Source organism: Acinetobacter sp. SFB, from assembly GCF_001647545.1.
Taxonomy (GTDB): Bacteria; Pseudomonadota; Gammaproteobacteria; order Pseudomonadales; family Moraxellaceae; genus Acinetobacter.
Genome location: NZ_LSZH01000001.1, coordinates 515,838 through 528,139, shown reverse-complemented (window position 1 = coordinate 528,139; position 12,302 = coordinate 515,838). Strand labels below are relative to the sequence as shown.

Genomic DNA, 12,302 nt, shown 5'->3' with positions numbered 1-12,302 from the left:
TATAGTATAAATTAGCCCAAGCCCGAACTCGTTCGGGTTTTTTTATATAGATTTTGAAAATGGAAAAAGACGGATGCAAACCAAACATTATTTGACTTTAAGCGATGCTGAGTTTCTATTAGATCAGGCCCATCAATATGCGATTCAGAACAGTTTCAATGTCAGTATTGCTGTGGTAGATGAAACAGGGAGTTTATTAGTCATGAAGCGTATGGATGGCGCAGCACCGATGACTGCAAATTTGGCAATAGAAAAAGCCAAGTGTTCGGCCATGAGCCGTCGTCCTTCCAAGCTTTTTGAAGATATTATTAAGGGCGGTCAAATGGGTTTTCTGACTATGGACAGTTTTTCTGGCATGCTGGAAGGTGGCGAGCCGATTTTGTATCAAGGGCAGTTGGTTGGGGCGATGGGTGTTTCCGGGGTGAAATCCTTTGAAGATGCGGAGATTGCACAACAGGCGATTGAGAAGTTTTTGGCGCAGACGAGCTAATTCAAATAAAAAATTACAAGCTTAACTGAGTAAAGTTATCTTAAGTTTTACGAAAATTAAGTGCTGAGCGTGAAATTTCAATAACAAAGCCCAATATTTTTTAATTGGGCTTTGTTATTGAAATTTAAACGATTGATTTATATTAAATTAATAAGATATTTTCTATAAATTTTATTATGTTGATTTTAGAAAAACTTATAAACGAATAAAAAGAAAAATCTAATCTAGGAATGGTTGAATCCATTGCAAGCTTCCGCTCATAGATATTTCTACACCTAAATTTGCTATATCTAAATATTCTTTTGGAATATAAGCAATCCAAAACTCTGGGGGGGGACAATCACACTCATCGAAGAATCCCTCAGTTTCTTCATATGCCAAACAATCATACATAGAGCATGAAATATCAAACTCTAATATTTTTCCTGTGGAATCAAATGAGCTTGTCTGTTCATTCACTTTATATTTAGAAAAAACTAATTGAATTACCTCGGGATAGTTTTTATTAGTAAGATCACTAAAATTTCTATTACACATACTCCAGAGTTTTTTTATTTTTATCGTAGGCGGATTTTTGAAAATATATGCATTCCCATCAAAAAATACTGGACTTTGGTTTAAAAGAAAACCTTTTATTTTCATGGAACTAAATCCTATATTTAGCATGCATTTATCGATTTAGATACTAAGTCATAAGAGCTAGTTTAGTATAATTTATTGTTTAATTGGCTAGGCTAAAAAACTTCCATTTAATAATACTGTTCGTTATACGAAATTCATATTAAAAAATATTTCGGTTACTTGAGAAGCTTATCAATTAAACAAATCAATCTAAGCTAGCATGGTCTAACTATGTAAATGTTAGATAAATAATCTCCCATGCTTTACCCCATGCCCAAAAAAATCCAACTTGCACCCTCTCAAGCCAAATGGCAGCTTGCTGCTGCAAATTCAGTATTGGTACTTATTGGATTGCAAAATTTGCGAATGCAGGCCGGAATTCAAGACACTGATTTGCTGAGTAATCTAATCCAGATCAGCAATAAAGCCAAAGCATTAGACATTCCAATTGTTGATTTGTATGGTGATGATTTGATACAGGGAATGCAACAACTCGGTGAATATGCATCATCGAATCCACAAATGGTATTTGCAGGGCAGGTGAGTCCGATGCTCAAGCAGATTTTGCCGCATCTACAAAGTGTCTCCGAGCAAATTTGTGTGGTTGATGATGCGATTTTATTGTCGAATCAAGACCAGCATATTCAGTGGATTGAAAATATCTCGGCACAAGGTCTGCATCACATGTCTAGCTATAGTTTGGCTCGGCTATGTGATTTAACTGCACCGTCAAAATATGTAATTTCAACCAAGGGAATTATGCTTGCTGTTGCAGAGCAGTTGAACATGGATGCGCTTGAAATTGATCCTTCTGTCGATTTGAGACAATACGGTTTGGATTCTATCGCCATTGTCACTTTGGCCGGCATTTGGCGCGCGCATGGTGCAAATGTGCAATATGAAGATGTTTTAGAACATGCTTCTATGCATGAACTGGCGGGTTTTATATTGCAATCCGCACGTTCATAACACGAGATTAAAATAATTTTTGAGCAAAATCGGAAAATCCGTCGCCAATTCCGGTATTGTGCATTGTAATTCTGCGCCAAGCTTTCTATCATTGCCGGCTTGTTTTCGCGATCCGCTTGGAATTGAACATTGAGTAATTTTCTAACCGAACACCTGATCCATCGTGACGAAGATTTTATGGTGATCCATAAACCTGCAGGTGTACTCACCGTTCCCGGTAAAACTGAAGATTTACAAGATTGCGTGATCAACCGATTATTAAAAATAGAATCGCAAACCTTACTGATTCATCGTCTTGATCGTGATACTTCTGGTATTCTGGTGTTTGGCCTGACCAAATGGGGACAAAAAACCATTTCCCGTCAGTTTCAGGAACGCCAAACCGAGAAAACCTATCAAGCGGTCGTTGCCGGACATCTTGAGGGCGAAGGCACGGTTGATGTACCGGTAATTTACGATCCTGAACATCCGCCTTTACATATTGCAGCTCCAGATCACAACAAGCCTGCGTTAACGCATTGGCAAGCCATCGAGCATTTTGAAATTCAAGGACAGGCGGTAACGCGTGTCAAACTTACTCCCATTACAGGTCGTTCACATCAGCTTCGTGTACATATGCAGTATCTCGGTCATCCGATTGTCGGTGACACTTTATATGCCACACCAGAACAGCAACAGTTGATTCCTCGACTGTGCTTGCATGCTGAACACTTGAGTTTTTATCATCCCCAAACACAGGAGCGGGTAGAGTTTTATTATCCTGTTCCTTTTTAAGGTAAAAACTTTTTAATCGTCATCGGTTTTGCGCACTTTTTAGTGGGCTTTATGTCAAAATATATTGCTTAAAGACCTGTTTTCTTGCTCAAATACTCATCAGGTTTTGATCGTGAAAATAAGTGTCCTCATTTTTAGATAAAGGTGGAAAAATTGCATCAGTTTGCTATTGGTCAGCGTTGGTTATCAGATACAGAAACAGAGCTTGGATTAGGGGTTCTCATTGATGTAGATGAACGATCGGTTAGCATCTTATTCCCGAAGAGTGATGAAACACGTGTTTACGCACGTAACAATGCACCTTTATCGCGTATTGTTTTTAACATTAAAGATGAATTGCAGGATCAGGAAGGCACCAAGTGGCTGGTTGAGTCTTTTGAAGACCGTCATGGCGTAGTTCGTTATAACGTAATTCGCACCCTGGAAGATGGTACTGAAGAACGCAAAGCTTTAAATGAAACCCGTGTTGGCGCACAGATTCAGCTTTCAAAGCCGCTGGACCGTTTGCTTGCCAGTCAAGTGGACTATAAAGAATGGTATGACCTTCGTATTGAAGCCTTGATGATGCAAGCCAATATGAAATCCAGTCCATTGCGTGGCATGATTGGCGCGCGTGTGGGTCTGATTCCCCATCAGCTTTATATTGCACATGAAGTCGGTCAGCGTTTTGCACCGCGTGTTTTACTTGCAGATGAAGTAGGCTTGGGTAAAACCATTGAAGCAGGCTTGATCATTCATCAGCAGCTTAAAACCGGTCGTTCTGACCGTATCCTGATTTTAGTGCCAGATTCACTGCAATATCAGTGGATGATTGAGATGCGTCGCCGTTTCAATTTACAGTTCTCATTGTTTGATTTGACCCGTACCGCGTCTATTAAAGAACATGATCCAGATTTAAATCCATTCCTGACTGAGCAATGCATTATTGCCAGTGTGGATTTGATGGTCGATCACGAAGATTTACGTGAACAGGCTTTAGAAGCCGGTTTTGATCTTCTTGTCGTCGATGAAGCACATCACCTGATGTGGAGTGAAGAAGAAGGTGGTAACGACCGTTATGACCTTGTTGAAGAACTTGCTGAAAAAACGCCGGGCGTATTATTGCTTACCGCAACACCTGAACAGTTGGGTGTAGAAAGCCATTTTGCCCGTTTACGCCTACTTGATCCGCAGCGTTTTAGTTCGCTTGATCGCTTCTTGGATGAAGAAGAGCAATATCACCACACGGCAAAAATTGCTGAAGTGCTGATGTCGGATCTGCCTTTGGAGCCAGACCATTTGGCTGCGATTGAAGGCTTATTGGGTCATAGTATTCAGGATGAGCCAGAACAGCGTTTCCGTGCCATTCATGAATTGTTAGACCGTCATGGTACTGGTCGTATTTTATTCCGTAATACTCGTGAAGCCATTCGAGGTTTTCCTGGTCGTGACTGTCAACCTGCACCGTTACCGGCACCTGCTCAATGGTCGAAAGACGGCAAGTTACGTGAACAAATGTGGCCTGAAGAAGCGCAGCTTGATGGTGCTTGGATGGAACATGATCCACGTGTGATGTGGCTGATGGAAATGCTGCGTACCGAGCTTAAACACAAAAAAGTGTTGCTCATCGCGCGTAGTGGTCCCGTGGTTGAAGCTTTGGAAAATGTACTTCGTCTCCATGCGGGTATTCGTACTGCCATGTTCCATGAAGGCATGAGCCTTTTAGAGCGTGACCAAGCAGCCGCTTATTTCGCAGAAGAGTCTTATGGTGCGCAAATTTTATTATGTTCTGAAATTGGTTCAGAAGGACGTAACTTCCAGTTTGCCTCTGACCTCATTCTGTTTGACTTACCTGCAAATCCGGATGTTTTAGAACAACGTATTGGTCGTTTAGACCGTATTGGTCAAGAAAACCGTATTCAAATTCATGTGCCTTATTTGGTTGGTACGGCGCAAGAGCGTATGTTCCGCTGGTATAACGAAGGTTTAAATATCTTCAGCAATATTTCGCCCACTGCGCAAACGCTACAAGAAAACTTCATTGCTAAATTAAAAGGCTGTTTATTGGCTGATTTAGGACAACAGTTTGAAGATTTGCTTGAAGAAGTCAGTGTTCAGCGTGAAGCCTTGGAAACAGAATTGCAGCAAGGTCGTGACCGTTTGCTTGAATACAACTCATGTCGTCCAATTGTGGCGCAAGAAATTGTTCAAGCGCTTGAAAACTACGATGACAACACCACTTTGCCTATGTTTATGAAGCGCTTCATGGCATCAACAAACATCGATTTTGATGAACAAAGCAATGGTACGGTAATCATCAAGCCAACCGATCAAATGCAGGTGCAAGGCTTGTCTCTTGATGAAGAAGGTATGACCGCGACTTTCTATCGTGATCAGGCTTTAATCCGTGAAGATGCGCAATACTTAACGCTGGAACATCCATTCACTGAAAGTGTGATGGAAATGATTAATACCCAGTCATTTGGTAGCACCAACGTCGCACTGTTAAAATCCAATGCCTTGAAACAGGGTTCTTTATTGTTAGAAGTGTGGTTTAAAGTAGATGTCATTGCACCAAAAGCATTGAATCTGCCTTCCAGCTTGCCACAGCAGTTGATTCGCGTATTGCTCAGCGAAACCGGTCAGGATTTATCTGCCAAGATTGATCCAAGTATTTTAAAACCGTATTTGCATCATTTAGATAGTAATAGCTGCCGTCAGGTGGTGAAAGCTCGCCGTGATGTGATTGAGGAGCGTTATACACAAGCGCTTGATATTGCTAAAACCGCACTGCCGAACTTCAAACAACAAGCCAGAGAAGTGTATGGCAATAAGTGGCAATATGAAATTGACCGTTTAACTTACTTGAAACAATTTAATCCAAGTATTCGTGAAGATGAAATTGCACGCTTACAAAAATTTCAATCAGAAGGCATTAGCCTGCTAGATGGTTTATCAGTAACACCAGAAGCCATTCAAGTGCTGGTGGTGGTTAAACCATAATTTTGAGACTTGTTTTAAAAAGCACCTTCGGGTGCTTTTTTATTGTTGAAAATTCTCTCGTTTATTTTTGTGTGAACAGTGGACGATTAGAGCTTGTAAATCACTTCATGTTAAAATGGCGCATAAATTTTATAAATAAAATTAGAAAAATATGGCTAAATCTTTAGTGACTCTGGGCTCGTCAACCACGCATGGCGGCATTGTCTCCGAATGCGAAAATACATTTATCATCAATGGAATTGCAGTACATTTGCATGGTATGAAACATTATTGTCCCCAATGTCACGTAGTGGTGGCTGCAGTCGCTACAGATCAATCTACCATTGTGAAAGGACGGGGCGTTGTTATTGCGGGAGATAAGACCACGTGTGGCGCAACTTTTCTAGGCAATCAGTTTCTGGTTATTTCTCAGAAATAATGGTAATGCATTGAAAAGTATTTTTATCATAATGCTTCATCATAAGAAAAGACTGACTTTAAAGTCAGCTGATCTACGATTTAAAGATTTGAATTAAGCAGACTTTTCCTTAAGCTAGACGACGTTCATAGGTTTAATAAAAGAAGAGCTTAACTACATGCAGGATTCATTATTTAATAGGACCGCGATTCATTTTACCCATGCCAATGGAATTCCTGCACCAAGTTATCAAAAGTTTTTTGCCTGCTTTGAAGATGAGTTTGATTTGAAAGCTATTCCCATGATTGGAATGGATCCACAATATCCGATTACCCATGATTGGCGCTATTTGGTTGATCAAATTATTAATGATATTGAACAGAAATTTCAAGGAAAAAAGGTCATAGGTCTTGGGCATTCTTTTGGTTCATTACTCACACTCATGAGTGCCTATAAGCGCCCTGATTTATTTTCACAATTGGTGATTATGGATCCGCCTTTTGTGATTGGTGCGAAGTCACCCATATTTGAGATTGCAAAAAAATTAAACCTTAAGTCAGTCGACCGGTTTACACCCGCAGGAATTACCTTAAAACGTACAGATCACTGGGAAAATCATGAGCAAGCCTATGCTTCCATGCGGCATAACTCATTATTTAAACATTTTGATGAAAGCTGTTTTCAGGATTTTTTAGCCTGCGGTTTGCAACTAGATCTTCAACGTGGAGGCTTGACTTTGGCTGTGCCTAAAAGTGTTGAAGCGCAGATTTTTAGAACGGTGCCTGCATGGTGGTGGCGTACGCCAAGAAAAGCCCCAGCTGTGCCTGTACATTTAATGAGTGCGCAGAACAGCCCCTTTTACAAGCAAGGTTTTCCGCAAGCGATGCAAAAGATTTATCGGATTAATTATAGTTTAATGCCAGGCGGACATATGTTCCCATTGGAACAGCCCGAAAAAACAGCTGAACTGGTTAAATCCATTATTGCTCAGCAGAAAAGCATTTAAAAACACATGAAGAATTGAATCAATCAGGATTGAGTTCTAAAATATTCAACACTTAGCGAATTTGTGCTTCATCCAGGTGACGTGCACCTTCCAAAATCATGCGAATCATAATCATGGTTTGTTCTGCAATTTCTTTGCGTTCAGTTATGGGCATATCGATTACGATCGCACCCATATTAAACACCAATTGGGTGATGGCTTTTGCCACAATGTCAGGATGAAACAATTTACTGTGATTAAGACGTTCCAAACGAATCAGATCATCTTTTAATTCTTGTTGAAAATAATTTAACTGGCGCTCAACCGCTAATTTATAAGAAGCAGAACCGGTATAGGCTTCACGCAGTAATAAGCTTAAATTTCCTTCATCTGCATCTAACTGTTCAATAAAAACTTCAACTGAACTGCGAATAATACTGCTTTGTTTGGAGGCTTTTAGGCGTGCCTGATGCAAAATTTGACGTAATACATTCCCTGAACGATCAATCAATTCAATTGCAAGTTCATCTATATCTTTAAAATGTCGATAAAAACTATTCGGAGCAATACCTGCTTCACGGGCAACTTCACGCAGGCTTAAGGATGAAATACTTTTTTGAGGACCAATTAAATTAAGTGCAGCTTGAAACAGTTCTTCTTTGGTAATTGTTGCTTTTCGACCAACCGTACGGACCATAACTAGCTCATGAGCAAGGCCTTGGGGAGTGGTTATGACATCAACATTTTTTTTGATTGAAGACTGATTCATATTTTTCAAAGGATTAGAGGTACCCAACCATTATAGCTGTTGCTAGCTCACTTGGGAAATGAATAGAAACAATACGAATATATATACAAATATATATACATGTGTATAATAATTAAAATTCAATCGCGTGGTGCTTACTGTGCATGTGTTAGAAAAAACCAAATCTCCCTTGGGTTCTCTTGCTGAAACTGTTATTGATCAGCATGCAGCAAACTTTTGGCTGCAAAAAATTAATCCGCTTTGGTCAGTTAACCAGGCGTTGGGCAAAATTGTTAAAAAAGAAAATTCTGCTCAAAATATGGTGAGCCTCACCATTCAGTTCAATCGTTATTTTAAGGTGGGACAAGCAGGACAGCATCATCCGATCTTTGTAGAAGTCGATGGTATTCGTTATGAGCGCAGCTATAGTTTGACTCAACTTGATTCACAACGTGTTTTGTTGACGGTGAAAAAAGTCGACCAGGGCAAAGTCAGCTCTTGGTTGGTTGAACATTCGCAAGTGGGTGATGTCCTCGAATTTGGGCAGCCTTATGGCGATATGCTGTTATCTGAACAGGCTCAAGCGATAGTGTTGCTTGCTGCGGGTAGTGGTATTACCCCGATGCTAAGTTTACTCGAAGCCCTGTCTAAAACAGATCGCATGATTCAAGCACCTATTCAGTTGTTGTATTGGGTTAGAGAATATGCAGATGTCGCTTTCAAAGCACGTTTTGAACAGCTTGCTGCACAATATCCAAATTTCTCATTTCAGGTGTTTTATACCCAAGAAGCCGATGCTGGTAAGCGCCTAAACCAAGACCATGCTGCATTGCTGAAAAATATTGAAAATAGCGTGGTGTATGCGTGCGGTCCATCTGGATTCGTCGCACAGGCTGAACAGTTATTTGCACATGCACAAAGTTTTAAAAGTGAAGCTTTCAGCATGACAGCTCTGGAAAATTCTGAAACTGGCTTTGTAAATGTAACCTTATTGAAATCGAAAAAAGTGCTGGCCATTCCAAAGGGCCAGTCAATTTTAGCCAGCCTTGAGCAGCAGAATGTTAAACCCATTCATGGCTGCCGTATGGGAATCTGTAATAAATGTGTCTGCAATAAAGTCGAAGGTTCAACCAGGAATCTGGTAAATGGCGGACAAAATACAGAACCCGGTAATTTATTAAAAATTTGTATCAATTCAGCACAGTCTGATCTTGTTATTGATTTATAAGTGAGTCAAATATCATGAATATGCCCGTAAAAATAGAATATTTTAAAAATCCTAAAAATGGTGAACTCACTCAATCTCAGTTAGATGGATTGGCACGTGAGTTAGATGCCATTAAGCAAGAAGTGTTAGATGATATTGGGGAAAAAGACGCGAAATATATTCGCCGTGTTTATTCAACCGTGCGTTATTCATCAATCGCGGGTCGTGCCTGTTTGTTTGCAGGTTGGTTTCCGCCAGCATGGCTTTTAGGTACAGCTTTACTTGGTTTTTCTAAAATTATGGAAAACATGGAGTTAGGTCATAATGTTATGCATGGTCAATATGACTGGATGAATGACCCAAAATTCCATGGCCCTTCTTACGAATGGGATATTGTCGGCACAGCGGATAACTGGCGTCAAACCCATAACTATAAACATCATACCTATACAAATATTAAGGGTATGGATGATGATATCGGTTATGGACTGCTTCGACTTTTCCCGGAACAACGCTGGAAACCCGGCTATCTTTTACAACCGATCTATGCAATTCCATTTTGCTTATTGTTTCAATGGGGCGTAGCGATTCAGAACCTTGAATTAGGTAAAGTATTGTTTGGTCGTAAAACCAAAGAACAAGCGAAAGAAGAATGGCGTCCGATGCAACGCAAAATCACTAAACAATTGTTTAAAGATTACGTGTTCTTCCCATTAATTGCCGGCCCGGCAGCTTTACCTGTTTTAGCGGGTAACTTGGTGGCGAACGGTATGCGTAATATTTGGACTTTTAGTATTATTTTCTGTGGTCACTTCACGAAAGATGTTGAAGTCTTCCCAAAAACAGTACTTGAAAACGAAAGTCGCGGTCACTGGTATATGCGTCAGATTCGTGGCTCATCGAATTTAACCGGTTCAGAAGCCTTTCATATTTTGACCGGCCATTTAAGTCATCAAATTGAACATCATTTATATCCAGATGTTCCGGCACGTCGCTATCGTAAAATGGCACCAAAAGTACAAGCGGTTTGCGAAAAGTATGGCTTAAACTACAACAATGCCAGTCTGATCAAACAATACGGAAGCGTGATTAAACGTATTGCTAAATATGCTTTCCCATTTAAGAAATAAATAAAATCTCAAATAAAAAGCCACTTCAATTGAAGTGGCTTTTTTATATCATGCATATGCGCGCATAAGGTTTTAATCAAATTCCTGTAATTACCATTTTTGCAGTTCTTTAAATTGCAATTTGAATATTGGCAGGTAATTGCGGAATGGTTTTATCTACGCCGACCATATAGCGATGATCAGCTAGCTCCAGCATTTCCTTATCTTCAATGCTATTTCCATAGGCATAAATGACAGAATAATGCTCTAAAGAATACTTTTCTAAAATACGCTGCTTTTTTTGCTCCGAACTGCAGTCTGGAGTTGTGTATTGACCAGTATAAGTATCATTTATTTGTTCAGTCTGGGTACAGATTAAATCAATATTCAATAAGCTACAAACAGGTTGCAGATAGATATCAACTGATGCAGAAACAAGTACAACTTCATCGCCTAAAGCCTGATGCTGTCTAAGTTGTTTTAGCAAAGGCGGATTTAATTGGGAGACTAGATTGTTGGCATATTGCTGAGCAACTTTCTCTAATTCTAAAGCATTTGCATTACTAAACATTGCGCGAAATAATTTAGAGCGCATGGCATGCGCAGGGTAAGCATTTAAATAATAGGCTTGAATCCAAGGCAGGATTTTAATGCCTTGTTTAACGATATGACGTTTAGATAAAGCATAAAAGATAAACCCCGTAAAACTGTCTTTTTTACACAGGGTTCCATCAAAATCAAAAAGCGCTAAATTTTTATTCTTTTTGCTCGTTGCATACATGATTGATATCTTCCATTTACGCGTGTTGCAAACCAGTTGGTATTATATTCACGGCTTAGTTTAGGACCAGAAATGACCACTTCAGGCATAATCGCATACATAGGGTCTTTGCCTGTTTTCTCATGGTAAAGCTTGGTTACAGCACGATAGGTGGCTGTGTCTTCAAAAGCTTTATCCTTTTCTTTTTTCAAGTCCGAGCGAATTTGGCGTGGTGTGACCAATATATTGTTGGCTGCAAAAACACTAATCAGTTCGCGTTCCGACTGGCTGCCGACAGAACGGATTGAACCCTCTTTAGTGTAAAGCAGCAAGTCGCCATCCAGCTCTAGCTCAGCTGCGGTTAAATCATTCAGCATGCTCTGGAAAGCTGCATTGCGACTTGAATACATACCCGAGTTATAATCTGCAAAACGATAAATGGCTTTGTCGTAATCGGCAGGGTACATCATTAAACGGTGAATGCCGTAATACAAACCGCCATACTGGCTATATAAGTCAGTACGTAATTCGGCGATATTGCCGCCTTGACGTTTGTGTTCTTTGACATAACCAATATGGACTTGCATTGAGCCCAATGTAGTAACTGGATTTAATTTTTCAGCAATATCTTGTCCAACCAGTTTAGCGGCGCCTGTTAATGCGCTGACATGATAATGCTTTGACATATAAGTAAAAATTTCACGATATAATTCATCTAATTCTCGTTCAGTTTTTACCCGGCGCATTTGGTTTAAATAGTTATCTTCAGGGCTTGGCTGATTTTTTAAGACTTCCTGAAAATAGCCTGCAACGGTTCCACCAATTGCATCACCCAATTTATCTTTAAATTTTTCATCCAAACGGTCCTGAACTTCTTTAACTGCTTTTTCGCCTAAACCGGCTACTTGCGGGTCGGCAACAAAGTTGGACTCTTGATCGACAACTGCCACAATGCTGCAAATGTTTTCTTTGGTTTGGGGAATACCGAGCTGGTCGGTAATATCGAAAATATCTTTAGCCCATGAGCTACGATCATTGACGCGTGGTGGAACAAGATGCTTGATTTGATCTTCTTCTAAAGTCGGTTCATTATTTTTTGACCACCAGGAACTATCGCCACATGCTACCAAGCTAAGAGACAAAGCTAAAACACTCAAAGATTTAACGTAAGATGAATGAACAAAAGTTTTTTTCATAATGATGAAAACATATTCCAAAAGGATGAGCCAATACCGCAGATGCAGTATACTATGCCGGTCG

12 protein-coding genes are annotated in these 12,302 nt (G+C 40.0%); 8 read left to right on the top strand and 4 right to left on the bottom strand.

Annotated elements, in window-relative coordinates:
* Nucleotides 1–73: 73 nt before the first annotated feature.
* Entirely contained in the window at nucleotides 74–490 is a 417-nt protein-coding gene (locus AY606_RS02435; RefSeq protein WP_067864148.1) for a GlcG/HbpS family heme-binding protein, read from the top strand.
* A 219-nt stretch (nucleotides 491–709) separates the two neighbouring features.
* On the opposite strand, the gene AY606_RS02430 is transcribed toward AY606_RS02435, so the two are convergent.
* On the bottom strand, nucleotides 710–1,132 hold the full coding sequence (locus AY606_RS02430) for a hypothetical protein (protein ID WP_155858097.1): 423 nt from the start codon (nucleotides 1,130–1,132) through the stop codon (nucleotides 710–712).
* A gap of 237 nt (nucleotides 1,133–1,369) precedes the next feature.
* Here AY606_RS02430 and AY606_RS02425 point away from each other — a divergent pair, with 237 nt between their 5' ends.
* The 5 genes from AY606_RS02425 (at nucleotide 1,370) to AY606_RS02405 (ending at nucleotide 7,239) form a co-directional block, all read left to right on the top strand.
* Nucleotides 1,370–2,080 carry an acyl carrier protein gene (locus tag AY606_RS02425; protein ID WP_067864144.1) on the top strand — a complete coding sequence of 237 codons (711 nt, stop codon included), beginning with the start codon at nucleotides 1,370–1,372 and terminating at the stop codon, nucleotides 2,078–2,080.
* 129 nt (nucleotides 2,081–2,209) lie between these two features.
* Complete coding sequence (locus AY606_RS02420) at nucleotides 2,210–2,854, top strand: RluA family pseudouridine synthase (RefSeq protein ID WP_067864141.1); 645 nt, start codon at nucleotides 2,210–2,212, stop codon at nucleotides 2,852–2,854.
* A gap of 144 nt (nucleotides 2,855–2,998) precedes the next feature.
* Nucleotides 2,999–5,836, top strand: a complete 2,838-nt coding sequence (rapA, locus tag AY606_RS02415) for an RNA polymerase-associated protein RapA (protein WP_067864139.1) — start codon at nucleotides 2,999–3,001, stop codon at nucleotides 5,834–5,836.
* Between the two features lie 151 nt (nucleotides 5,837–5,987).
* Nucleotides 5,988–6,254 carry a PAAR domain-containing protein gene (locus AY606_RS02410; protein ID WP_067864135.1) on the top strand — a complete coding sequence of 89 codons (267 nt, stop codon included), beginning with the start codon at nucleotides 5,988–5,990 and terminating at the stop codon, nucleotides 6,252–6,254.
* Between the two features lie 157 nt (nucleotides 6,255–6,411).
* The gene (locus AY606_RS02405; protein ID WP_067864132.1) at nucleotides 6,412–7,239 is read left to right on the top strand and encodes an alpha/beta fold hydrolase; all 828 of its coding nucleotides are present in this window, start codon (nucleotides 6,412–6,414) and stop codon (nucleotides 7,237–7,239) included.
* 52 nt (nucleotides 7,240–7,291) lie between these two features.
* Here the strand turns inward: AY606_RS02405 and fabR are convergent, their stop codons facing one another.
* Nucleotides 7,292–7,987: an HTH-type transcriptional repressor FabR gene (fabR, locus tag AY606_RS02400; RefSeq protein ID WP_067864130.1), complete on the bottom strand. Its 696-nt coding sequence runs from the start codon at nucleotides 7,985–7,987 to the stop codon at nucleotides 7,292–7,294.
* 139 nt (nucleotides 7,988–8,126) lie between these two features.
* Between fabR and AY606_RS02395 the strand changes: the two genes are divergently transcribed.
* Together AY606_RS02395 and AY606_RS02390 are read left to right on the top strand one after the other, a co-directional pair.
* Nucleotides 8,127–9,194: a ferredoxin reductase gene (locus AY606_RS02395; RefSeq protein WP_067864127.1), complete on the top strand. Its 1,068-nt coding sequence runs from the start codon at nucleotides 8,127–8,129 to the stop codon at nucleotides 9,192–9,194.
* Between the two features lie 14 nt (nucleotides 9,195–9,208).
* On the top strand, nucleotides 9,209–10,303 hold the full coding sequence (locus tag AY606_RS02390; protein WP_067864124.1) for a fatty acid desaturase family protein: 1,095 nt from the start codon (nucleotides 9,209–9,211) through the stop codon (nucleotides 10,301–10,303).
* 109 nt (nucleotides 10,304–10,412) lie between these two features.
* Here the strand turns inward: AY606_RS02390 and AY606_RS02385 are convergent, their stop codons facing one another.
* On the bottom strand, nucleotides 10,413–11,063 hold the full coding sequence (locus AY606_RS02385) for an HAD-IB family hydrolase (protein ID WP_067864121.1): 651 nt from the start codon (nucleotides 11,061–11,063) through the stop codon (nucleotides 10,413–10,415).
* Complete coding sequence (locus tag AY606_RS02380; RefSeq protein ID WP_067864119.1) at nucleotides 11,030–12,238, bottom strand: DUF1615 family protein; 1,209 nt, start codon at nucleotides 12,236–12,238, stop codon at nucleotides 11,030–11,032. The genes AY606_RS02385 and AY606_RS02380 overlap by 34 nt, the downstream gene beginning before the upstream one ends.
* Between the last annotated feature and the right edge of the window lie 64 nt (nucleotides 12,239–12,302).

Bases quoted from the DNA above. Each gene is read 5' to 3' on its own strand.
- AY606_RS02435 (WP_067864148.1), top strand. From the start codon at position 74: ATGCAAACCAAACATTATTTGACTTTAAGCGATGCTGAGTTTCTATTA.
- AY606_RS02430 (WP_155858097.1), bottom strand. From the start codon at position 1,132: ATGAAAATAAAAGGTTTTCTTTTAAACCAAAGTCCAGTATTTTTTGAT.
- AY606_RS02425 (WP_067864144.1), top strand. From the start codon at position 1,370: ATGCTTTACCCCATGCCCAAAAAAATCCAACTTGCACCCTCTCAAGCC.
- AY606_RS02410 (WP_067864135.1), top strand. From the start codon at position 5,988: ATGGCTAAATCTTTAGTGACTCTGGGCTCGTCAACCACGCATGGCGGC.
- AY606_RS02405 (WP_067864132.1), top strand. From the start codon at position 6,412: ATGCAGGATTCATTATTTAATAGGACCGCGATTCATTTTACCCATGCC.
- fabR (WP_067864130.1), bottom strand. From the start codon at position 7,987: ATGAATCAGTCTTCAATCAAAAAAAATGTTGATGTCATAACCACTCCC.
- AY606_RS02390 (WP_067864124.1), top strand. From the start codon at position 9,209: ATGAATATGCCCGTAAAAATAGAATATTTTAAAAATCCTAAAAATGGT.
- AY606_RS02385 (WP_067864121.1), bottom strand. From the start codon at position 11,063: ATGTATGCAACGAGCAAAAAGAATAAAAATTTAGCGCTTTTTGATTTT.
- AY606_RS02380 (WP_067864119.1), bottom strand. From the start codon at position 12,238: ATGAAAAAAACTTTTGTTCATTCATCTTACGTTAAATCTTTGAGTGTT.